Annotated in this window: 16 protein-coding genes; 5 read left to right on the forward strand and 11 right to left on the reverse strand. The window is 73.3% G+C overall.

Going from position 1 to position 23338, the window contains the following annotated elements; translation table 11 throughout:
* Positions 1-5: 5 nt before the first annotated feature.
* A complete protein-coding gene (locus ACFFJB_RS07315) occupies positions 6-1124 on the reverse strand; it encodes an anhydro-N-acetylmuramic acid kinase (protein ID WP_376830592.1) in 1119 nt (372 codons plus the stop codon).
* Positions 1125-1396: 272 nt separating this feature from the next.
* On the opposite strand from ACFFJB_RS07315, the gene tyrS reads away from it, so the two are divergent.
* Positions 1397-2674, forward strand: a complete 1278-nt coding sequence (gene tyrS, locus ACFFJB_RS07320; protein ID WP_376832583.1) for a tyrosine--tRNA ligase — start codon at positions 1397-1399, stop codon at positions 2672-2674.
* 618 nt (positions 2675-3292) lie between these two features.
* Here tyrS and ACFFJB_RS07325 read toward each other — a convergent pair.
* Positions 3293-6682, reverse strand: a complete 3390-nt coding sequence (locus ACFFJB_RS07325) for an AsmA-like C-terminal region-containing protein (RefSeq protein ID WP_376830593.1) — start codon at positions 6680-6682, stop codon at positions 3293-3295.
* A gap of 471 nt (positions 6683-7153) precedes the next feature.
* Between ACFFJB_RS07325 and ACFFJB_RS07330 the strand changes: the two genes are divergently transcribed.
* Positions 7154-7645: a peroxiredoxin gene (locus tag ACFFJB_RS07330; protein ID WP_376830594.1), complete on the forward strand. Its 492-nt coding sequence runs from the start codon at positions 7154-7156 to the stop codon at positions 7643-7645.
* A gap of 4 nt (positions 7646-7649) precedes the next feature.
* Here ACFFJB_RS07330 and ACFFJB_RS07335 read toward each other — a convergent pair whose 3' ends face one another.
* The gene (locus ACFFJB_RS07335; RefSeq protein WP_376830595.1) at positions 7650-9956 is read right to left on the reverse strand and encodes a ComEC/Rec2 family competence protein; all 2307 of its coding nucleotides are present in this window, start codon (positions 9954-9956) and stop codon (positions 7650-7652) included.
* A gap of 1483 nt (positions 9957-11439) precedes the next feature.
* The gene (locus ACFFJB_RS07340; protein ID WP_376830596.1) at positions 11440-12843 is read right to left on the reverse strand and encodes an amidohydrolase; all 1404 of its coding nucleotides are present in this window, start codon (positions 12841-12843) and stop codon (positions 11440-11442) included.
* A gap of 166 nt (positions 12844-13009) precedes the next feature.
* Between ACFFJB_RS07340 and ACFFJB_RS07345 the strand changes: the two genes are divergently transcribed.
* A complete protein-coding gene (locus tag ACFFJB_RS07345) occupies positions 13010-14347 on the forward strand; it encodes an oxygenase MpaB family protein (protein WP_376830597.1) in 1338 nt (445 codons plus the stop codon).
* A 279-nt stretch (positions 14348-14626) separates the two neighbouring features.
* On the opposite strand, the gene ACFFJB_RS07350 is transcribed toward ACFFJB_RS07345, so the two are convergent.
* Positions 14627-15046 carry a PaaI family thioesterase gene (locus ACFFJB_RS07350; protein ID WP_376830598.1) on the reverse strand — a complete coding sequence of 140 codons (420 nt, stop codon included), beginning with the start codon at positions 15044-15046 and terminating at the stop codon, positions 14627-14629.
* Between the two features lie 274 nt (positions 15047-15320).
* Entirely contained in the window at positions 15321-15764 is a 444-nt protein-coding gene (locus ACFFJB_RS07355) for a GNAT family N-acetyltransferase (protein WP_376830599.1), read from the reverse strand.
* A 300-nt stretch (positions 15765-16064) separates the two neighbouring features.
* Here ACFFJB_RS07355 and gltS point away from each other — a divergent pair, with 300 nt between their 5' ends.
* The gene (gene gltS / locus ACFFJB_RS07360) at positions 16065-17270 is read left to right on the forward strand and encodes a sodium/glutamate symporter (protein WP_376830600.1); all 1206 of its coding nucleotides are present in this window, start codon (positions 16065-16067) and stop codon (positions 17268-17270) included.
* A gap of 31 nt (positions 17271-17301) precedes the next feature.
* On the opposite strand, the gene ACFFJB_RS07365 is transcribed toward gltS, so the two are convergent.
* From ACFFJB_RS07365 to ACFFJB_RS07380, 4 genes are all read right to left on the reverse strand, one after another.
* The gene (locus ACFFJB_RS07365) at positions 17302-18381 is read right to left on the reverse strand and encodes a glycerophosphodiester phosphodiesterase (protein ID WP_376830601.1); all 1080 of its coding nucleotides are present in this window, start codon (positions 18379-18381) and stop codon (positions 17302-17304) included.
* Positions 18382-18515: 134 nt separating this feature from the next.
* Positions 18516-19058 (reverse strand): aspartate 1-decarboxylase, encoded by a 543-nt coding sequence (gene panD, locus ACFFJB_RS07370; RefSeq protein WP_376830602.1) that lies wholly within the window; start codon positions 19056-19058, stop codon positions 18516-18518.
* Positions 19059-19325: 267 nt separating this feature from the next.
* Positions 19326-20207, reverse strand: a complete 882-nt coding sequence (locus ACFFJB_RS07375; protein ID WP_376830603.1) for an SDR family oxidoreductase — start codon at positions 20205-20207, stop codon at positions 19326-19328.
* 557 nt (positions 20208-20764) lie between these two features.
* On the reverse strand, positions 20765-21208 hold the full coding sequence (locus tag ACFFJB_RS07380; RefSeq protein WP_376830604.1) for a hypothetical protein: 444 nt from the start codon (positions 21206-21208) through the stop codon (positions 20765-20767).
* 235 nt (positions 21209-21443) lie between these two features.
* Here ACFFJB_RS07380 and ACFFJB_RS07385 point away from each other — a divergent pair, with 235 nt between their 5' ends.
* Positions 21444-22502 (forward strand): helix-turn-helix domain-containing protein, encoded by a 1059-nt coding sequence (locus ACFFJB_RS07385; RefSeq protein WP_376830605.1) that lies wholly within the window; start codon positions 21444-21446, stop codon positions 22500-22502.
* Positions 22503-22633: 131 nt separating this feature from the next.
* Here the strand turns inward: ACFFJB_RS07385 and ACFFJB_RS07390 are convergent, their stop codons facing one another.
* The gene (locus tag ACFFJB_RS07390; protein WP_376830606.1) at positions 22634-23149 is read right to left on the reverse strand and encodes an Lrp/AsnC family transcriptional regulator; all 516 of its coding nucleotides are present in this window, start codon (positions 23147-23149) and stop codon (positions 22634-22636) included.
* Between the last annotated feature and the right edge of the window lie 189 nt (positions 23150-23338).

A 23338-nucleotide genomic window follows, 5' to 3' on the forward strand; every position in this document is an offset into this window, starting at 1 on the left:
GTTCGTCAGCGGCGCGGCCGCGCCGTCACGCCGCCGGTGAGCGGGCGCGGCGCGCCGGTGGTGGCGGGAAAGGTCAGCGGCAACCCCTCCAGCGACCGCACCGCCAGATAGGCGAAGGCCTGGGCCTCGATGAAATCCGCGTCCAGCCCGGCCTGCGCGGCGGTGATCACCGTCGCCTGCGGCAGCGCCTCACGCAACAGCCGCATCATCTCGCGGTTGTGGGCGCCGCCGCCGCACACGATCCAGCGCCGCGGCGGCGGATCGCCGGCGAAGGCCAGGGCCCGCGTCACGGCGCGCACCGTGAAGCGTGTGAGCGTCGCCGCCCCGTCCTCCAGGGCGAGGTGGGCCGCCACGCCGGGGCTGAACCAGTTGCGGTCGAGGGATTTCGGCGGCGGCGCGCTGAACCAGGGGTGGGCGGTGAGCCAGTTGAGCAGCGCCTCGTCCGGCTTTCCGGCCGCCGCGGCGGCGCCGCCGGCGTCCATGGGCCGGCCGGCGCGCAGGCGCATCCAGTCGTCCACCAGGGCGTTGCCGGGGCCAGTGTCGAAGGCGACGAGGCCGCCGTCGGCGCGCACGAAGGTGACGTTGGCCACGCCGCCGATGTTGAGAAAGGCGAGCGGCGGGGCGAGACCGACCATGCGCGCCAGCGCCGCATGGAACACCGGGACCAGCGGCGCCCCCTGGCCGCCGGCGGCCACGTCCGCGGCGCGCATGTCGTAAACCACGGCGACGCCGGCGGCGTCGGCCAGCGCCTGGCCGTCGCCAAGCTGCACCGTAAGCCCCGCCTGCGGCCGGTGCAGCGCCGTCTGGCCATGAAAGCCGATGACGTCCACGTCCTGCGCGGTCAGGCCGTTGTCGTCCATGAAGCGCCGCAGCGCCGCGACATGGGCGTCGGTGACGACGCGCTCCGCCGCGGCGAGGGCCGGCGGCCGCCCGTCGCGCCGCGCAAGGCCGGGCGCCGCCTCCAGCGCCGCGCGGATGACGGCGCGCTCCCCTTCGGCGTAGGGGCGGCAGAAGACGGGGCCGAGGCGGTGAATGCGGTCGCCGTCGGTCTCCACCAGGGCGACGTCGACGCCGTCCATGGAGGTGCCGCTCATCATGCCGATCGCCCGCCGGATTCGCCCCATGCCGTGCTCCTGCAGCCTCGCGGACGGCCGCGCGCCGTCCGCCCCTCCGTTGCTCCGCGCGCCAGCATGGCCGGCGCCGGTAAACCCATCGTTGCCGCGCCGGCGCCGGCGGCCCTGCGCGTTTCCGGCTGGCCGCGCGGCCGCCGGCCGGAACGCCGCGCGGCGGGCCGGCGCCGCTTCCCGTGCGCCAGACCGGTGATATTCCGCCGCAAAAGTGTTACACGCGGGCGGCCAATACCGCCGAAACCCGTAGTGAGCGAGTGAGCGAGCTGATGACCGCGCCCAAATCCGACTTCCTGCGCGTCCTGACCGAACGCGGCTACATCCACCAGTGTTCTGACCTGCAGGGGCTGGATGAGAAGGCGTCCGCCGGCCAGCTCACCGCCTATGTCGGCTATGACTGCACCGGCCCGTCGCTGCATGTGGGCCACCTGCTGTCGATCATGATGCTGCACTGGTTCCAGCAGACCGGCCACCGGCCGATCGCGCTGATGGGCGGCGGCACCACCCGCGTCGGCGACCCCTCCGGCAAGGACGAGAGCCGCAAGCTGCTCACGCTGGAGCAGATCGAGGAGAACAAGCAGAGCCTGCGCACGGTGTTCTCCCGCTTCATCGATTTCGGCGACGGCGAGGCGCCGTCCGGGACCGGCAGGGGCGCGCCGGCGATCATGGTGGACAACGCCGAGTGGCTGGCGCCGCTGAACTACATCGACTTCCTGCGCGACGTTGGCCGGCACTTCTCGGTGAACCGCATGCTCAGCTTCGATTCGGTGCGGACCAGGCTGGAGCGCGAGCACGAGCTGTCGTTCCTCGAGTTCAACTACATGATCCTGCAGGCCTATGACTTCGTGGAGCTGAACCGGCGCTACGGCTGCCTGCTGCAGATGGGCGGCTCGGACCAGTGGGGCAACATCATCAACGGCATCGAGCTGTGCCGGCGCATGGGCGGCCCGCAGCTTTACGCCCTCACCTGCCCGCTGATCACCACCGCCTCCGGCGCCAAGATGGGCAAGACCGCCTCGGGCGCCGTGTGGCTGAAGGCGGAGATGCGCAGCCCCTATGAGTACTGGCAGTTCTGGCGCAACACCGAGGACGCGGACGTCGAGCGCTTCCTGAAACTGTTCACGGTGCTGCCGCTGGACGAGATCGCCCGCCTTGCGAAGCTGGGCGGCAGCGAGATCAACGAGGCCAAGAAGATTCTCGCCACCGAGGCGACGGCCCTGCTGCATGGCCGCGAGGCGGCCGCGCAGGCGGCCGAGACGGCGCGCAAGACCTTCGAGGAAGGCGCGCTGGCGGCGGACCTGCCGTCGGCGGAGGTGGCGAAGGCGGAGCTTGAGGCGGGCCTTGGCGTGCTCACCGCCTTTGTCCGCGCCGGCCTCGTGGCGTCGACGAGCGAGGCGCGCCGCCAGGTGAAGGGCGGCGGCCTGCGGGTCAACGACGCGGTGGTGACCGACGAGCGCGCCGTGCTGACGCCGGCGGACCTGACCGGCGACGGCGTGATCAAGCTGTCATTCGGCCGCAAGAAGCACGTGCTGCTGCGCTTCAGCTGACGCTGCAGGCCCGGCGTCGCGGGGCGCCCCGGGCAGGCGCCCGGGCGTGACGTGGCGGCGGCCTGGCCGGCGCGATCGTGACTGCATTGGCCGGCGGATGCGGATCCGTCGCCCCGGCGCCAGGGGTGCGCGCAGGTGAGCCCCGGACCCGACCGGCGGACTTTGCGCCTGCGGCCTGCTGACCATGTGCGCGCATGGCCCGCGCGCCCCGCGTTCCCGCCATGCCAGCGCCATGGCCGCGCGTGACGCGGCCGTCTCCCGGCCGCGTCACGCGGTTGCAGCATTGCGGTCTGCGGCCGCTTCGCGCGGTCGTGGCCTTGCAGGCCGGGGCGCGGACGCCAAGGCCAGGCCCGGCCATGAGGCGGCGGCGGCCATTGGGCCGCAAGGCTGGAGGCGACCGCGTCAGCGGCGGCCAGGACGGCCTCGCCAGCAAAACGCCGCCGGCGCCCGCGCGGGACGCGACGGGCGCGGCGGCGACGGGGCGGACGGCCGGGCGGAACGGCGCGGCATGTTGCGGATCGCCATGCCCCCTGCTGGCGCCCCATGATCGCGCCCCCCATGATCGCGCCCCTGCCCGCGCGCCCTGCGGCGCGCCGGCCCGCCGCCGCGGCGGGCCGTTCATCGCTCGGGACGCGCCGGAGCCGGATTGCGGGACGAGCCGTCCGGGGTGAACACCTCGAGGAACTTGCGCAGGATGCCCGGGGCCACGGCGGTGAGCGGATTGACGGTCAGCGTCGGGGCGCTCGCCGGTCCGGTGATGCGAAAACTCACCGCGAACATGCCCTCGCGCGCGCCGCCGCCGATCAGCGGTCCCAGCAGCGGAATGCGGGCGAAGGCGTTGTTGACCGAATAGGCCGGAATAAAGGTGCCGGCCAGATCGGTGCTGTCGCGGGCGAAGTCGACGACCCCCGCAAGGGTGATGCCGACCTGCGGTCCCCAGATGACGCCGTCGCGCAGCTGCACCCGGCCGCCCTGGCGCAGGAAGGTTCCCTGCAGGCGGTTGAACGGCGCTTCCGACACGTTGATGCCGTCCGCCCGCCCCGGCTGCGAGGCGACGATGCGCGCCAGCGCCGGCTCGTTGCGCAGCGTGAAGCGGGCGATGTCGATGGAGCCCCCCTGCGCCCGCCGCCCCAGCTGCGCCGAGATGATGACGTCGCCGCCATACATGCGCCGGTAAATGTCGGCGAAGCGCAGCAGCGCCCCGGCGTTGCCGGAGCGCACGTCCAGCGTCTCGCCGTCGCGCTGCGGCGCCAGCTTCAGCGAGGCCGTCGCCGCCCCGAAGCTGCCGCTCACCGTCGCCTGGCGCACCTCGCCGTCGCGCGCCGTCAGCCTCAGGCTGACGTTGGTCAGCGCCTCGTTGTTGAAGCCGGCGACGATGGCCGCCGACAGGTCGAGATCGATCCGGGCGCGGCCGGGGCCAGAGGCCGTCGCCCCTGCGCGGCCGCCGCGCCCGGCGCCGCCTTCGCCGGCGAGCAGCGCCCGCAACGCCGGCCGCGCGTCAAGCAGCCGGCCGCGCGCCGTCACCCGGTAGCCGTCGCCGTCGCGCTCCGCCTCCAGCCTCATGCTGTCGCTGGCGGACATGCGAAACACGTCGAACCGCAGCCTCTGCAGCCCCTTCGCGTCAATCTCCGCCGAACCGCCGCTGGCGGAGAGATTGCCGGCCTCCAGCGCCATGTCGGACAGGCGCGTCGTCCCCTCCCGCTGGTCGAGACGGAACGCCAGCCGGCCCGGCCGGCCGGCGGCCTTGCTCCAGCCCGGCACCGGATTGCTGATGCGCAGTTTCGCAAGATCAATCTCGACGCGCGGCGAAGCCTTCGCTTCCGGCGCAAACCGCAGGACGACGCTGACCGGACCGGAGAAATCCGCGCCGGCGCCGAAGCCGAGCCGGGCGCGCGCCGCGTCGTCCAGCACGGCGGTGACCGTGGTTTCGCCGGCCGCGGCGCCGGAGCGCGCCTCGCGCACGTCGAGCCCCACCATGGCGCCGCCGATGCGGGCCTCCCCGGCGACATGGGCGGCGGCCGCGCCGATGTCGACCCGGAACGAACCGCCTTCCAGGTCATGCTCGCCGACCGCCCTGGCGACGCGCACGTCGCTGAGCGCGCCGTGCGCCTGCGGCTGCAGGCTGGCGGCCGTCACGCTGCCGGACAGCGGCGTCTTCAGCGAAACGTCGAGCCGCGCGGCGCCGCGCACGCGCGCCGGCTCCACCGGGGCCGCGCCCAGCCCCGCGCTGTCCATTACCCGCAGCAGCGCCGGCAGATCGCCGGCGACGCTGAAGCTGATGTCCGCCATGGCCGGCCGTCGCGCCGAGTCGATGCGCACCACGCCATTGCTGATGGCGAGGGCCGGGCCGTCGCCGGGCGTCATGCGTCCGCCGGCCACAAGGATGCGCGCGCTGGCGCCGTCGCCGGAGGCGGAGGCGTCGGCGCGCAGCGGCGGCATGTCCGGCGTCGCGCGCCATTCCGCGCCGGACATGACCACCTCGAAGGCCAGCTCCTGCGCCGTCATCGGCAGCCGCTCGCGCGCCCGCCGGATGGCTTCGCGGTCCATGCGCACCTGCACGCTGAAGCGGTCCACCACGCCGGCGGCGAAGGTGCGGCCGATGTAGTCGCGCACATGGCGGCCGGAGAACGTCGGCCACAGGGCGACGGCCGCCCGCACGTCCGCCTTTGCGCCGGCGATGGCGAGATATACGCCGTCGCCGGCGGCTTCGCCGCCGATCTGGCCGGTCACCGAAACGTCGCCGGCCGGGGTTTCGACGCGGAACTGGTCGATGCGCGCCCCGCCGCCGCTGACCCCGGCGAGCCGGGCGGTGACGGCGCGCGCCCGCACCGGCGCGTCGCCGGGACCGTATGGCGCGGCGAGCGCGTCGGTGGAATCGAGCCGCAGCCGCCAGGTCTCCCCCTCCCCGGCGCCCTGCTCCAGCGCGCCAGACGCCGCGACGTGGCAGCCGTCCCACGCCACGAACAGGCGCAGGATGTCGAAGCGCTGCGCCTGCGGCGCCCACGCCGCCTCAAACTCGAACCGGTCCATGGTGAACCGCGGCATGTCCGGATCGTCGACATGGATCACCGCCCGCGGCCCGTTCACCTTCGCGGTGAGCGCGGTGAGGCGGCCGCCGGCGTCAATGGCGCCGCTGAGCGAGCCGGAGAGCGGCATGTCGGTGGTGACCAGCGGCTCGCCGGCGCCGAAAGCGAGCAGGTCCGACACCGGCACGCCGGCGAAGGTGACGCTGGCGACGCGCCGCTCGCCGTCGCGGCCGGAGATCACCCCGTCCAGCCGCCAGGGGCCCCTGCCGCCGGTGAGCGCGAAGGAGAAATGGCGCAGGCTGTCCTTGGGGCGGCTGAACTGCAGGTCGGCGTCAGTGAAGCGGAAGCGCGGCCGGCCCGCGGAATCCGCCAGCACGACGCTCGCCTTCTCCACCCGCGCCGTGTCGATGCCGCCGAGGAAGCCGTCGCTGGTGGTGAGCAGTTCAATGAAGGAGGCGACGCCGCGGGCGAGAACGTCGGTGAGCTGGCGCGGCGGCTGCGGCGCGGCGGCGCCCGCCTGCGCCCCCTGCCCCGGCGCGGCGCCGGCGCCGGCGCCGGCGAGGGGCGCGACCGCCTCGCCCTCCGGCGCGCCGATGAGGTCAAACGCGCCGTCCGGACCGAGGGCCAGACGCAGGCTGATGTTGCGGAACACGATGGCGCGCGGGCGGAAATGCCCCCAGACCAGGCTCCAGGGATCCACCGCCACCGTCGCCTGCGGCGCCAGCAGCACGCGCTCGCCGTCCGGGGCGATCACCTCGACGTCGTCCAGAGACAGCGCGGGATTGAATCCGGCGTGATCAACGCGCGCCTCGCGCACGCGCACGCGCCAGTGGTCGCCGACGCGGCTGTTCAGCGCCGCCGCCACCCGCTGCGACAGCCCCTCGATGGCGATCGGCCCCCAGGCGAGGCGCGCCGCCAGCACGCCGGCCAGCAGCACGAGGAAGCCGCAGGCGAACACGGCGACAAGGGCGGCGAAGCGCACGCCGCGCCGCGCCAGGCCACGCGATGCGCCAGCGCGCGCACGGCGCCGGCGGCGCGCCGGCGACGGTGCCTGCGCCGTGGCTCCGGCCCCTCCGGCGACGCCCGCGCCGGCAGCGGCGACGGCGGTTTCGGCGTCCGCGGTCTCCGGCCGCTCCGGCGCGCTGGCCGGCTGTCTCCTGCGCCGCAACGAAAGGCGCGATGATGAACCCAGTTTCCGCAAACGACGGCGCCCCCTGTCTGGTGCCCTGCCCGTGCTGTCGCAACCCGGCCCGCCGCGCCGCGGCCACGACCAGAGGGTCGCGAACGCGGCGTCGCAGGCGGACCATGGCGATGGCGGCGATCCAGGTTATGCCGTGTGCAAGCCAATCCGATTCCTGGCCGCGAAACCACACCCGCGCGCCGGAAGAGCTGCGCATCGCCAGTCCTGCGCAACCGGTGGACGCGACGCGCAGACGACCTGAGGAGAATGCATATGGGCATCAAAGAAGGCGATCTTGCGCCCGCACTCGATCTCCCCGTGGGCGACGGCGGCGTCATCCGCCTGTCCGGCCTGCGCGGGCGCCATGTGGTCGTCTATTTCTATCCCCGGGACGCCACCCCGGGCTGCACGACCGAAGCTCTGGAGTTCAACGCGCTGAAACCACAGTTCGAGGCCGCCGGCGCGACGGTGGTCGGCGTCTCGCCGGACAGCGTCGCCTCTCACGCCCGGTTCGCGGCGCGACACGGGCTGGACATCGCCCTCGCCGCCGATCCGGAGCGGACCGTGCTCGAGGCGTGGGGCGTGTGGGTGGAGAAGACCCTGTATGGCCGCAAACATATGGGCGTTGAGCGCAGCACCTTCCTGATCGGCCCGGACGGGGTGGTGCGGCGCGTGTGGCGCAAGGTGAAGCCGGCCGGGCACGCCGCCGCGGTTCTGGCGGCGCTGCGCGAACTGCAGCCGGCGTCCGGCGCGGACGCCGGCTGACGCCTCATTCGTCCACCGGCCGGAGCCCTTCCGGGGGAGCGTCGCCGCCGTCGCTGCGCGGCGGCGGGCGCTCCCTCTCCCGCGGCGGCCACAGCACCGCCAGACTCCGCCACGGCCAGCGCTCGCCCGGGCGGCGCGCCGTAACGACATGGACCTCGCCCTCGCGCAGCCAGACATGGGCGGCGCCCACGGCGGCGAGGCGCACGGCGTCGAACGCGACCGGGGCGGCGCAGGGGCCGGACAGGGGCAGCGGCGTCACCACCACGTCGGCGACGGCGCAGGCGCGGGCCAGCCCCTGCTCCGAGCGCGCCCACGCCACCACGCCGCCGTCCGGGCGGATCGCGGCGCAGCCGTGCCGGTCGCACCGGACGGCGGCGCGCAGCGACGGATCGGCCGGGTCGCGCGCGTCGCCAAGGGCGCGCAGCCACTGGCGCGCCGCAAACGGGCCAGGCGCGCCAAGCAGCGCCAGCTGCTCCCGGCCGGATTCGTCAGGCCCCAGACGGGCCAGGGCGCCGCGACCGGCGCGCTCGACGGTCACGTCCGGCGGCGCGGCGGCCATGGTCATGACCGCGCCCGCCAGCGCCGGCGCCAGCGCCAGCCAGCGCAGCGGCGTCGCGAGGGCGCAGAACCAGAAGACGGCGACGACCATGCAGGCGAACGCGGCCGCGGACGGGGCCGGCGCCAGCGCCACCGACGCCGGCGCCGCGGCGATGCGCCCGCACAGCCACAGCACCGGCTCGGTGGCCGCGCCCATCAGCAGCCACGCCGGCCAGTCCAAGCCAAGGGGCCATAACGCCATGCCCGCGACCGCCGCCGGCATCACCGCCAGCGACATCAGCGGCACGGCCAGCACATTGCCGATGAGGCCAAGGGGATAGACGCTGTTGAAATGCCAGAGGCTGAAAGGCGCCGTGGCCAGCTCGCACGCCAGGGTGGCGAGGACGGCGGCGCGCAGCGGCCGCCACAGCCAGCGCGCCGCGGCGGCGCGCGCGCCGGCCGCAGCCGGCGGAGACGCGGCCCCGCGCCCGCCCTCTCCGAAGACCGCCGTCAGGGCCGCGGTGGCGGCGAAGGACATCTGGAAGCCGGGGGTGAGCAGGCTCTCCGGCTGCAGCGCCAGCACCGCCATGGCGGCGAGGGCGAGATTGTGCACGGACAGGGCGGGCCTGTCGGCGACGATGGCGCCCAGCATGGCGGTGATCATGACCAGCGCGCGCACGGTGGCGACGTCGGCGCCGCTGAACAGGCAATAGGCGGCGGCGCCCGCGATGGCGACGCAGGCGGCCGCCTTGCGCAGCGGCAGACGCAGCGCGCACCACGGCGACAGCGCCAGCAACGCCCGCGCCGACCAGAAAAACATGCCGGCCGCCAGCGCCATGTGCAGGCCGGAGATGGACAGGATGTGATAGATGCCGGCGGCGCGCAGCGCGTCACTGGTCGCCTCGCTGATCTGGCCGCGCCGGCCGGTGACGAGGGCCGCGGCCACAGCCCCCGCCTGGCCGCCCCAGGCGCCGGCGATGCGCTCCGCCAGCGCCATGCGCCCGCGCTCCGTGGCGATGACAGGCCGCAACCGCCACGGCGCCGCCGCCATGCCGTCACCGGTGACCGTAACCGGACCGGTGAAGGTTCCGCTCGCGCCGGTCTGCCGGACCCAGGCGTCGCGGGCGAAATCGTAACCGCCCGGCCGCGCCGGTCCCGGCGGCGGCGCCAGCCGCGCCCGGCCGCGGACGAGATCTCCGGGACGCAACGGCGGCCCGGCGGGCAGACTGAGACTGACAAAGCGCGGCGCCGGCCCGGCGCGCCCCTCCGGCGCCAGCGGCGCGGCCAGCAGCCGCTGGCCCTGTCCGCGTTGCTCGACGCTGACCACGACGGCGGAGAGGGTGACGTTGGCCACGCCCTGCAGCGCCGGCGCGTCGAGCAGGGCGACGCGCGCCGCCGCGACGGCGTAACCGGCGACCAGCGTGGCCAGCAGGATGAAGGGAAAGCGCGCGAAGCCGCGGCGGGTGGCGGCGGCCACAGCCAGCGCCGCGGCCGCGACGCACGCCGGCCATGGCCTTCCCGGCGCATGGGCGCTGAAAAACCACAGCACGCCGAGCGCGAACGCCGCCGGAACCAGCAGCCAGTGGCGTCGCCGGTCGAGTTCGGCGGCGAGGAGTTCGCGCGCCCGCCCGCCGGCGGCCGCAGCCAGACCCGCGGGGCCCAGCCGCCGTTTCAGGCGACGGATGACGTCGCCGGCGGCCGCAGCCGCGCCGGCGCGCCGCGACGCCGCGCGCCCGCCCGGCGCCCTGGCGCCTGACGCCCTCTCGCCCGCCATTCCCAGGCGCGCCATTCCCAGGCCCGTCAATCCCAGGCCCGCCATCCCCTGACCTGCCGTCCCCTGGCCCTCAGCGGCCCTGGCGTCCGGCCACATTTGCCCCCCTCCGGACATGGCCAGATGTCACCGCGGTCATCACCGGCGGCCCTCCCCGTGATGCGGCTGGCGCCGGATCCGGCCCGCGGGTCCGGCCCCGCTCCGCCCCCGCCGGCGACCCGGGACGCCCGCCTCGCCGCCGCTGCGCCCGCGCGGCCCGCCGCGGCCCGACAGCGCGCGAGCCGACGGGCGACGCCGGGCCATCTCCCGGATCCAGCTCTCCCCCTGACCCGCCCGGCCCGACGGCCTGCCCCGGCGGCGACCGCCCCCGGTCCCCGGACGGACCGGACGCCGCGAGACCGCATTCGCGCGCCGCCGTGCGGCGGGCGCCCCGCCTCACATGTCCGCCCCGGGCGACGCCTGGGGCCCGCCAGCCGGCGTTCGCGCGCGGCGCCCGTTCCGGCGTCTTTTTCGCGGCCGGTCACCCGCCAGAACGCCGCCCGTCTCACGCCACGCCTCCGCCAGCATGCGCTTCAGCCCGCCGGTCCCGCCCCGGGGGCTCCCAGATCCACCGCAGCATCACAGCCGGCCGGAGCGACGCCGCCGCCAGCGCCCCGCCGCGACTCGCTGTCCGCCACCCCCTGACTTCGGCCGCTCAGAGCGCCAGCATGATCCATGCAAATGCGCCAAACACGATGACTACAATTATATCGCACAACATATTCAATAAAAATCAAAATAACTTATGAGCAACAATAATAAATACCACCTAATTCAACTTACAGTATAGGCATATAAACCGGAGCCACATGAACATCAACCGGACATGAATTTACGACAACAAATGGCCGCCGCGCCAGAACAGCGTCCTGGCCGCCGGGATCTGTCGGGGCGCGGGGGCGACATGCGGACGGGCGGCTACAGCCGGAAGCGCCGCCAGGTCGCAGGGAATGGCCCGCGATGGTCGGGATGAAGCGGGACGCGGCGGACCGATGCTCCGCCGTCGCCACCTGCGGACAACCGCAGCGCGCGGCTGGCCGGCGGCCCCTGTCGCGCCCCTTCCACGCGCCGCGCGCGGCGCGGTCTCATGACCTGCCGGAGCGCTGCGGCGACCGGCGCCGGCGGGCCGCATGTTTCCGGCGGGCTCCAGGAGGCGCTCCGGCCGCCGGAACGCCCGTTTGGGGCGCGCGGCGGGTCAGGATCCGGCCTGCCCGCGCACAGGAACGCCCGGATCCCGGGGCGACTGGCGAGGCCGCCGGCCCGGATTGCGCCTGCCCGGATCCGGCGCGTCGCCCGCCTGGACCCACGCGCCGCCGCCTGCATCCTGCCGGCGCGACGGCTCCGCGCCGGCCTCCGGCCTGGCCGCCCGCACGAAAGAAAGCGCCCGCCGGCCGGCCCGGCGGGGCGCGGCGGCGGGCGACGTCATGGCGGCGTCCGGCGCAGGCGGTCAGCGCTGGCCGGCGGGCCGGGCCAGCAGCTCCAGCACCGTGAGCGTGGCCACGCGGGCGCCGAAGGGAATCGCCTTGAGATCCACGACAAAGTTCGGGCTGTGGTTGGCGTAGGGAAGCTTGCGCCCCTCGCGCGCCGCGCGGGTGAACACGCCGGGGTCGGCCACGCCGACGAAAGCGTAATTCACCGGCACGTCGCGGTGGTCGCCGAGCAGCAGGTGGAAATCCTCCGAGCCGGTGGCGCGGGGAAAATCGGTGAGCACCGCCTTGTCGCCCAGCGTGGCGCGCAGGCTTTCCGCCAGCCGCGCCGCCAGCTTCGGGTCGTTCACCAGCGGCGTGGAGCCGCCCTTCATGACCAGCGCCGGCGCGTCGGCGCCGGGCGGTCCATAGGTGGCCGTCACGCCCTCGTTCACCGCCCGGACGCCCTTCAGCAGCTGCTCGCGCACCTCGGGCCGGTACCAGCGCAGGTTGAGCTTCAGCGAGGCGCTGTCAGGGATGACGTTGTTGTCCGCGCCGGCCTGCACCGAGCCGACGGTGATCACCGCCGTGTCCTGCGGATCGATCATGCGGCTGACCACGGTCTGGTAGCCCAGCACCGCCTGGGCGGCCATCACCACCGGATCGCGCGCCAGCTGCGGCATGGAGCCGTGCCCGCCCACGCCCCGGAAGGTGACGTCGATCTGGTCCGTGCCGGCCATGCGCGGTCCGGGCGCGTTGGCCACCACGCCCAGTGGAACCGGCGCGGCGTGCAGGCCCACCAGATAGTCCGGCTTCGGCGCGCCGTCCTTGCCATAGAGGCCGTCCGCGACCATCGCCTTCGCGCCGGCGATGGTCTCCTCCGCCGGCTGGGCCACCAGCACCAGCGTGCCGCTCCATTCCGCCTTCAGCTCCGCCATGGCCTTCGCCATGCCGAGCATCCAGGTCACATGGGCGTCGTGGCCGCACATGTGGGCCACCGGAACCTCCACGCCGTCCCCGCGCTTCACCCGGACCTTGCTGGCGTAAGGCAGGCCGGTCTCCTCCTTCACGGCGTTGGCGTCCATGTCGGCGCGATACATCACCACCGGGCCAGGGCCGTTCCTGAGGATCGCCACCACGCCGGTGCCGCCCACGCCCTCACGCACGTCATAGCCAAGCGCCTTCAGCTCCCGGGCGACGACGCCCGCGGTGCGCTTTTCCTCGAACGCCAGTTCGGGATGCTGGTGCAGGTCCTTGTATATGGCGGTCAGGCGGGCGGCATCATTTTCGATCAGTCCGTCGGCCTTCACGGCGAGCTCGCGCGGCGGCGCGGCGAGCGCCGGAGCCGCAGCCGGAACCGCGCCCAGGGCGACGGCGGCGGCCAGAAACAGCGCGCGCGCGGACGCGCGGGCGGCGACGCTGTGGGCGACGGACGACAACGGCATGATACGCAAACCTCCCTGCGAACGGGCCCTGAAACCGGCCCGAAAAGCGTAGTTGCAGGTCACAGCACATGCAAACGGCCAAAATCAGGCCGTCCAGGCCGCCGCTCCGCCGCTTGACACCTATATCAGTTGATAAAATGCTGTCCGGCGGGAGGAACGTGCGGCCATGAACCAGTACGAAGCGGACTGCCCGCAGGTGTGGGCGCGGGCGCGCCGGCAGGCGCAGCAGATTCCGGCCATATACGGCGGCATCGACTTTGACCGCATGCCGGAGCGGTTTGTCGACGATCCGCAGGCGCAGACTTCGCTGCGCGGGCCGCTGGCGCGCCATCTGCCGGAGGTTCTGGCCGACCGGCGGCGCGTGGCCATGATCGCCGGCTACGCCATGACCGGCGACGTGGTGGCGGACGCCTATGCGGCGCTCACGCCGCGCCATGGCTTTCGCGCCACCGTCGCCATGCTGGAGACCGCCTGCCGCAAGGGGCTGGAGGCCGTTCCCGGCGCGCCGCCGGAGCTGGAGGCGTTTATCGCCGACATGGCGCGTACCCCCGCCTGGGTGGACATGGACCGCGTGCGCGAGGGCGCGCGCCTTGAACGCAACGGCATGGCCAATCTCGCGCCCTATGCCATCCGCGGCGCCCTGCTCGCCACCTTCATGAACAGGTATTCGGCGCTGCCGATGGCGCTCACCGGCGCGCTCACTGATTCCCTTGCGGCGAAGCGCGCCTTCGAGACCGCGACCTTCTTCACGCTCACGGTGATGCCTGGCGGCCTGGAGCGCCATGCGGAGGGCTTTCGCGCCGCCGCCATGGTGAGGCTGATGCACTCCATGGTGCGCTTCAACGTCATGCGCCGGCCCGGCCTGTGGGACGCGCAGGTTTATGGCGTTCCCATTCCGCAGGTGGACCAGATGCCGGCCGGGCTGATCGGGGCGTTCCTGCTGTCGTTCCGGGTGCTGGCGAAAGGGCGCGACTGGTTCACCGAGGAGGAGCGCTGCCGGGTGGAGCTGGCGCGCTACCGCTGCTTCCTGCTCGGCCTGCCGGAGGATCTGCTGGGCGAGACGCCGAAGCAGATCGTGGAGCTGCTGATGACCCGCCAGGCGACGCTGCGCCATGGCTTCGACGACGCCACCTGCGGCGCGCTGGTGCGCGGGGCCATGAACGCCGAGCTGTCGAAGGATTTCTCGCCGCTGGGCCGGGCGCGGCGCGCCATGGAGCGCAGTTTCTCGCGCGCCTATCTGGTGAACAATTTCCTGGAGGGCAGCGTGCGCAAGGCGCATGAGATGGGCGTGCCGTTCACGCGCCGGGACCAGGCCGTCGCCCTCGCCTCGGCGCTGTTCCTGTTCCCGCGGCTGCGCCTGTACGACCTCGCCATGCGCACGCCCGTGCTGCGCGAGATCGCCGACCGGCGGCTGGTGGCGAAGCTGCGCCGGCGGCTCGACAGCTACGGCCACGCCGAGTTCATCTCCGACGCCGAAAACTACCGGCCGGCCACCGCCGCGTGACGCAAGGCGGGGGACGCGCGGTTCTGGCCCGCGGGACCGGCGCCGCAGCGCATGTCGCGGCGCCGGCGTGCGGCCAGGCGGCGAGGCGCGGCCGGTTGAGCTGCCGGCGCCGGGGCGGCCAGTCCGGCGTCCGCCCCGGCAGCGTCATGGCCGGGCCTGACCCGGCCATGACTGCGACGGCCCGGTCACACGCCGGCGGGCATGGCGGCCGCACGGGTCAGGGCCGGGCATGACGGCGGCGAGGCGGCCGTGGAACGTCATGCCCGGCCGGCGGCGCGTTCAGGCGGCGCGGGGCCACAGCACCATCTGGGTGCAGCGGAACAGGGCGAGGGTCTTGCCGGTGACGCTGCTGCGCGCCTCCGCGTCCCACACCTGGGTGGCGCGCCCGCCGTGGACCATGACGGCGCGGCAGGTGACCTCGCCCTCGCGCGCCGTGCCGAGAAAGTTGGACTTCAGCTCGATGGTGGTGAAACTCTCCGCCCCGTCCGGCAGCGACAGCATGGCGCCGTAGCCGCAGGCGCTGTCCATCAGCGCGACCAGCGTGGCGGCGTGCAGGAAGCCGTTGCCGGCGAGGTGACGTTTCTCGATGACGAAGCGCCCCTCCACGAGACCGCGTTCGGCGCGGGTCCACTCCATGCCGAGATGTTGCGGCAGCGTGCCCTCGTGACGCGCCGTGATCATGGCGAGACCGTATGACATGCATTCCTCCCCTGACGTGTTTGCCCGGGCGCGCCGGGAGCGCCGGACGCCCGCGGGACAGCCCGGACGCCGGCGGCGAGACTAGCATAACGGGCGGAAAAATCTCCGGTAACGCCCTGGCGCGCACGACGCTGCGGGACGCGCCCTGGCGGGCGCGGCCCGCCGGGCCCTGGACACGACCGCACGGCCGGCCCCGGTCCGTTCACGCGGCCCGGCGAGCGGCGCCCGGCCCCGCCGCCATGCAACGCCGGCCCCGCCGCCGGGTGGCGGCGCCTCAGCCGTCCAGGGAGAGGGTCATGAACAGCACGTCCGGGCGCGGGCGACGGCCGGCGAAAGGGCCGGCCTCGCTGAAGCCGCGCCGCGCGAACAGCCGCGTCACCGGCCGGAAATGGTCGCCGGCGCCGGTCTCCAGCCACAGCCGGCGCGCGCCGCCAGCGCGCGCGTCGTCAACCAGCTGCGACAGCATCTGGCCGCCAAGACCACGCCGGCGCAGCGACTCCATGACGTACACCGCCGTCACCTCGCCGTGAATCGCGTCGAGGCGCCGCCACGCGCCAATGGCCAGCAACGCGCCGCGGTCCCACGCCGACCAGAACCGCACGTCCGGTCGCCGCAGGTCCACGCCAGGCCACGCGCCGCCGGCGCGCACGGCGTCGTGGTGGGCGCGCAGCGCCCCGATCACGCGCGGATCCTCAAACACCCCGAGCCGGAACATCATGGACGCCTCCCGCCGGATGGGGCGCCGGCGCCGCGGAAGCGCCAGCCGCCGCTGCTTCCTGACTGGCCGCAGGATAGGACGGCGCGCCCGGCGCCGGAAGCCCCCACGACCGTCGCGCCCCGCCCCTTCCCGCCGTCCGGATGGACTATATTTGACACCAGAAAACCGGAGATATACGCCGCATTCCCGTGCGGCATGATTGACGGCGGCGCGCCCGCCATGCTGACAGGGAAAGGTTCCGGCCGGCGCCATCCGGCGGCGCCGGCGACGCCCCCGCCCTTTTCCCGCCTCCGGGCCTCCATGATCGAGATCGACGCTTTCCTGTCCTTTAACATCGCGGTGTCGCTGCTGCTCGGCGGCAAGCTGATCACCCGGTGGTCGCGCACGCTGCAGCGCTACAGCATTCCCGAGGCGGTCACCGGCGGCGTGCTGTGCGCCGCGGCGGTGGCGGTCATTTACGGCCTCACCGGCCGGCAGGTGCATTTCACCCTGGGCGCGCGGGACTTTCTGCTGCTGATGTTCTTCGCCTCCATCGGCCTGAACTCGGACCTGCGGTCGCTGCTGGCCGGCGGGCGGCCGCTGGCGGTCCTGCTGGGGCTGGCCACCGTGTTCATGCTGATGCAGAACCTGCTGGGCGTGGGGCTGGCGGAGCTGTTCGGCCTGCCGGCGGCGGCCGGGCTGATGGCGGGCTCGATTTCGCTCACCGGCGGCGCCGGCACCACCATGGCCTGGGCGCCGGTGTTCACCGGCCTGTACGGGGTGAGCAACGCGGCGGAGATCGGCCTCGCCGCCAGCACCGCCGGGCTGATCGCCGCCTGCGTCATCGGCGGCCCCATGGCCACCTGGCTGATCCGCCGCCACCGCCTGTCCGGCCCGGCGGGGGAGCCGCTGGAGGTGGGCGCGCCGCCGGCGGCGCGCGAGCCGCTCGACTATTTCGCCGTGCTGTGGGCGCTGCTGGTGATCAACCTGGCCGTTCTCGGCGGCATGGCGCTGCACGGGCTCATCGACAGCGCCGGCCTGACCCTGCCGCGCTTCGTCACCTGCCTGATCGCCGGCATCGTCATCCGCAACGTCACGCCGGCCTGGGCAAGGCTCAGGCTGGCGCAGCTGTGGCCGGGCATGCAGCAGGGCATGGCGCTGATCTCGGACATCGCCCTCGGCCTGTTCCTGGTGATGGCGCTGATGGGGCTGCAGCTGTGGGAGCTGTCCGGCGTGCTGCGCTTCATCCTCGTCGCCATCGCCCTGCAGGTGGCGCTCACCGTGGCGTGGACGCTGTTCGTGGTGTTCCGGGCCATGGGGGCGGATTATGAGGCGGCGGTGACCTGCGCGGGCTTCGGCGGCATCACCCTTGGCTCCACCGCCACCGCCATCGCCAACATCACCGCGGTGGCGCAGCAGTATGGCGCGGCGCACCAGGCCTTCATCATCGTGCCGCTGGTGTGCGGCTTCTTCATCGATCTGGTGAACGCTGCGGTGATCGCGGCCTTCCTCGCCGTGCTGGCCTGAGCGCAGCGATCCCTGCCGGGAGAGGCGGGACTCAGGAGGCCGCGCCCCGTTCCGGAGCCGGCGCGCCGTCGCGGGCGCGCACGGCCACGTCGGGAAAATCGGTGAACAGGCCGTCGACGCCAAGGCTGATGAAGTCGCGCGCTTCAGCCGCCGGATCGCCCCTGTAACTGGCGGCGAGAAAACGGGGCTCGCTGCGCAGCGTCCAGACGAATACCGCAAGGCCGGCGGCATGGGCGTCGCGCACGAGGCCGGAGGGCGGCAGGGTCACGCGCCGGCCCTCGCCTCCGGCTCCGGCGGGCACGCCGTCGGCCGGCCCGGCGGCGCGGGTTGGAACCAGCCAGCGTTTCCACGGGCTGACGCAGTCCGCCCAGCCGCGGATCTCCCGCAGCCCTTCCGGCGTCAGCATGTCCGCCCAGACGCGCCGGTCGCCGGCGAGAGTCCAGTCCCACGGGCGCGGATTGCGCGGGCTGACCAGCATGCGCCCGTCGTCATCCAGCGGCCCGCCGTCCACCAGCTGCAGCAGCCGCACGCCGGTGCGGGCGCGCAGGTAACGCAGGCTGGCGGTTTCGAACGACTGGATGATCACCGGGGCGGCGGCGTCGCGCCAGCCCGCCGCCTCCAGCGCGGCGAGCAGCCGGTCCTCAAGCGCAAGGCCCATGGCCGCGTGCCAGGACGGATGCTTGATCTCGGGAATGACGCCGATAACCCGCCCGGTCTTCCGGGCGGCGCGCTGCGCCAGGGCGATCACCTCCTCCAGCGCCGGAACGTGATGGAGGCCGTTATGGGACTGGTCGCGCCACGGCATGGCCTGGCGGGCGCGCAGCGTGCGCAGCTCGGCGAAGGTGAAATCGCAGGCGAACCAGTCGGTCACCGCAACGCCGTCCAGCTCCAGCGTGCGGCGCCGGGCGGCGAATTCGGGACGGCCGGCGACGTCGGTGGTGTCGCCGAGCATCGGCTCGTGGCGGACCACCAGCACGCCGTCGCTGGTGGCGACCAGGTCCGGCTCGATGAAATCGGCTCCCTGGTCAATGGCCAGCCGGCAGGCCGCCAGGGTATGCTCGGGCAGATAGCCGGAGGCGCCGCGATGGGCGATGACAAGCGGCCGCTTCATGACCCGGCTCCCTCCATGCGCCGCCGGAACGGCGCCGGCCGGGGCGCCCGCGCAGCGCGGGCCGGCGGTGGCGGACGGCGCGCCGCAGGACCGGCGATCCCCGGCCATTGCGGGCCAGCCTGCGGCGCGACGGCTCAGGCCACCGACTTCAGGTGGCGCGCAAGCACGTCGGCGATGGCGTGGTCGTCGAGGCCGCGGGCCCGCAGGTCCTCGGTAAACGCCTTGACGTTGAACGCGCCGACCTTGCGCTCGGCGGGAACGGCCTGCGGCTCGGTGACCATGCGGAAGTTGAACGGACGCTCCGGCGTCTCGAACACCTCGTAATGGATGATGTCCTCGACATGGTTGCCGGCGCCGAACGTGAGCACCTTCGGCCGCAGCGAATACAGCTCGCTCTCCTGCACGAAGGCGGAGGCGCAGATGATCAGCTGGTCGCCCTTCTGGCAGTTGCGGGCGGCGGCGCCGTTGAGCACGCAGGCGCGCGAGCCGGGCTCGCCGTAAATCACATAGGTGTAGAAGCGCGCGCCATTGGCCTTGTTGAAGATGTCGACGTACTCCAGCGGCCGGATGCCCGCCTGGGCGCACTGGTCCGGATCGAGCGTGATGGAGCCGTGGTAATCCAGCTCTGCGCCCGTGACGCGAATTCCATGCAGCTTGGCCCTGACAACCTGGATCATAGCAAACCTTCCACGGCGTACCCTTCGTACCGGGCGCCCTGCTTCCCTGTTCGGCGTCCCGCGCAGTGACGCGGAAGCGCGGGATATACTTAATATCTCCGCGCTTCGCTACAATTATCCCCGGTCTCACGGAAAGAAGCGGCGCGCCGCCGCAGCAGCCTCCGGCGCCGGCCGGCCGCGGCGCCGGCGGGCCCCGGAGGCTTCCGGACGCAGCGCCGGTTGTGACGCCATGCCGCGCGGGGCGGCCGCGACCGGGGCCGCGCGCCCTCAGGCGGTGCGCTGGGCGCGGTCCTTCTCGTTCTGCTGGCGGATGAGCTCGCGGGCCTTGCGCCAGTCCTCGTCGGTCCAGTCGCGCAGCGCCGTGTAGAAGTTGCCGCCGGTGGCGAGGCCCTGGGCGCCGTCAAGGGCGATGGTCTCGCCGTTGAGCCAGGTGCAGCCGTCGGACAGCAGGAAGCTGGCGAGATTCTGCAGCTCCTCGAAGGTGCCGTGACGGCCCATGGGGTTCCAGCGGGCGGCGCGCTCGCCGGGCTTCTGGCCGGGGCTGAGGCGCGAGCTCATGCCCTCGGTGGGGATCTCGCCGGGGGCGATGGCGTTGAGGCGGATGCCGTAGCGGCCCCACTCGGCGGCCAGCGACTGGGTCATCACGTTCACCGCCGCCTTGCTCATGGCGGAGGGCACCACATAGGGGCCGCCGTTGCGCACCCAGGTGGCGAGAATCGAGATCACCGAACCCGGCAGCTTGCGGGCGATCCAGCGCTTGCCCACCGCATGGGTCACGTAGAACGTGCCGTGCATCACGATGTTGGCGATGGCGTTGAAGCCGCCCGGCGTGAGGTCCTCGGTGCGGGAGATGAAATTGCCGGCGGCGTTGTTGACGAGGCCGGTGAGCGGCGCGCCGTTCTGGAAGATCTCCTCCACCATGGCGTCCACGGCGTTGAAGTCGCGGATGTCGCAGGCGAAGGTGTCGACGCGGCCGCCGTAGCGGCCGGTCATCTCCTTCGCGGCCTCGTCAAGCACGCCCTTGCGGCGGCCGCAGATCACCACGTCGGCGCCCAGCGACAGGAAGCCCTCCGACATCGCCTTGCCGAGGCCGGTGCCGCCGCCCGTCACCAGGATGCGCTTGCCCTTGAGCAGGTCTTTCTGGAACATGCGTTCACTCCAATCAAACGTTTGTTCGAGTATCAGGCCAGATCCCGCCGCCGCGCAAGCCCGGCGCGGGTCTGTCGATAACCAGGGCCGCCCGCGGCCGCCACGCGGGCCGGGCGCTCCATGCCAGGGCCCCCTCGCCGCCGCGGCCCTGGCCCGGGGCGGCGACATGTCGCCGGCGACGGGGATGCGGGCGTCGCAACCGTCCGGCGGGAACGCCGCCTCGCCGGCGGCCCAGCGGACGTTCACCGGATTGTTGATGACGCCGCCAGCCCGGGGCGGGCCGGCGGACGCCGCATGGAGACGTCCGGACCGGGCGCGAACATCGCCATGCGGTCGGCGGCCTGAGCGCGGGACCGGCGCAGGGCGCCGGCGAAACGGGCCACGCGCTCCGCGGTTTCGCGGCAGGTCAGCCGCCGCGCGCCGCTGACCGCGGCGCTGGCGTCCGGCCGCACGCGCGCGGCGCGCGGCGGCGGCTGGGTGAGATGCATGCCGGGCCCCCGCTGTTTTCCGGTCGATCGCCTGTCGCGGCGCGTTGCTGACGCCCGGGCGCCTCGCCGTCAGCCCGCGGTCGGCCCCGCCTGGGCGGCGAAGCGCTGCTTCATGCGCCCGGCCACCTCGGCCAGGGCGTTGAGCGGGCGGATCATGATCTCCAGCTCCGTCACCAGCCCGTCGGCGTTGAGGCGGAAACGGTCGACGCCCCGCAGCCTGTGGCCGCCGACATCAGCCTCGAACAGCAGGATGACGCCGCTGTCGCCGATCCATTCGTCGACGTAGCGAAAGTTCTCGAACACGGCGAGGGCGTTGCACACCACGGCGACGGCGTAGTCCTTCGACTGCTTCGGCCCCCAGAACGCCGGCGACATCAGCGTCGCGTCACCGGCGAAAAACGCCGCCGCGCCGGCCGGATCATGGTCCGCCGCCCACGCCTTCCAGCGCCGCGCGAAATCCGCGGCGACGGCCGCGCTGGCCCCGCCCGCGGCCCCTGCAACATCCGCTCCCATGCCGTTCCTCCCGTGCCGTTCACGCATTGTTTGCGTCACGCATTGCTGGCGTCGCGCCGCGTCCGCCTGAAACGTGCGGCGACAACAGGTGAAAGGGGGCGCCAGACCGGGCGCGCCGGCAAGGCGCAAAGACGCCATTAACTTGTTTTTTTGCGCCAGCTGGCGCATGCTCGGGCATCCCGGCGGGCCGCGCGGCGCGGGGCGCGCCTGCGCGGCGCAGGCGGCGAGGACGCGCATGCTGCTGTCGCTTTACCGAAAGATTCCCGTCCCGCCGCACGGCGTGCTCACCATGGCGGAGCTGCTGCGGGAGAACGGAATTGACCCCGCCCCCGCTTTCGCCGCCGCGGCGCTGAGCCCGGAGGCGGCGCGCGATCCGCTGGCCACCGTGAGCGGCGCCGCCGAGCTGGCCTTCCAGGAAACGTTCGTGGCGCTGACCGAAGGCCGGCGCGACCTGTGGCTGGAGCTGGGCCTGCGCTCGCGCTTCCTGATGCTGGGAACCTTCGGCGTGGCGGTGATGACCGCCCGCACCCTGCGCGCCGCCATGGAGACCGCCGGACGGCTGGCATGGCTGCACAACTCCCTGGCGCTGTACCGGCTGGAGACCGGAGGCGACGCCTGCACCCTGCGCATGCGGCTGGACCAGGCGCCGGCGCGGCTGCACGAGTTCATCGCCCTGCGCGACGCGCCGGTGATCACCGACCTGTTCAACGTCATCTGGGGCGGGCGCTTTCCCTTCGACGAGATCGTGCTCACCGCCCGCGAGGCCATCTGCGCGCGGGTGCGCAAGCCGGAGAAGATGGAGGTGCGCTACGGCGAGCCCGGCGCCTGGTGGCGCTGGCCGGCGGCGCTGCTTGACCGGCGCCTGCCGGCCGCCGACAGGCGCTCCCACGAGGCCGCCCTGCGCCAGGCGGACCTGCTGCTGCAGCGGGCGCTGGCCGGCGACGGCGCCCGCGACCCCGGCGCGCAGGTGGCGGCGCTGCTGCGCGAGCACGGCCCCGGCCTGACGCTGCAGCAGGCGGCGGCGCGCCTCGGCATGAGCGCCCGCACCCTGCAGCGGCGCCTCACTGACGGCGGCGGCAGCTTCCGCCGGCTGCAGCTGCAGGCGCGCATGGAGACGGCGCGGCGGCTGCTGCGCGACACCGACCTGCCCGTGGCCGAAATCGCCTGGCGGCTGGGCTACGCCGAGCCCTCGGCTTTCAACCACCGCTTCCGCAGCGCCTTCGGCGTCAGCCCCCGCGCCTGGCGGCGGCGGGCCGCGCCGGCGGCCGGTGAGACCGCCTCCCGCGGCGAATAACAAAATTCACACGCTGGCGGGTTCGTCTCCATCGCCATCGCAACAGGATATTATCCCGCTTCCAGCAAAACTGGCCCCTTGCAAAACGCTCCTTCCGGACGTCGATCCGCCGCCGCTCCCGCCGGCGCGGCTCAGATCACCGGAATGGCCGTTTCGTATTTCAGCCGTTCGAGGGCGAAGCGCGACACCACGTTCTTCAGGTTCCCCGCAGCGATGATCCGCCGGTAGACCTCGTCATATTCGGTCATGTGGCGCACCACCACGATGGCGAGGTAATCGACGTCGCCGGCCATGCGGTAGAAGGCCAGCACCTCGGGCATGTCGCGCAGCGCCTCGGCGAAGCGGCGGATCTCCGCCTCGGAATGCTCGCCGATCTGCATGGAGACGAACACGGTGACGCCATAGCCCAGCATGGCGTGATCCAGCAGGGCCACGCGCTTGCGGATGATCCCCGCCGCCTCCAGCCGCTGGATGCGCTTCCAGCACGGCGTCGGCGACAGGCCGGCCTCATCGGCGATTTCGGCGATGGTCAGCGACGCGTCCCGCTGCAGGGCGCGCAGGATGCGCCGGTCAATCGCGTCAAGCTTCGGCGCGGGCGTCCGTGACGCCGGACGGGCGCCCTCGCGGGTTGCGGCGGGATCAGCCATGCCGGTCATTCCTGTGTGGCGGGCCGCCTTCGGGACGGCTATTTTACATCAATTAACGTGTTATAGCCAATTATACATGCTGGCACGATGAAAATTCAATCGCGCAGATCCGCCGGCGCCAGGTTTTCGCCGCGCCCGGCTCCGGCCAGGATGGACCGCAGGCGCCGCCGCGGCAAATCACGCCCCGGC

The organism is Camelimonas abortus (genome assembly GCF_042432745.1).
GTDB lineage: Bacteria > Pseudomonadota > Alphaproteobacteria > Rhizobiales > Beijerinckiaceae > Camelimonas > Camelimonas abortus.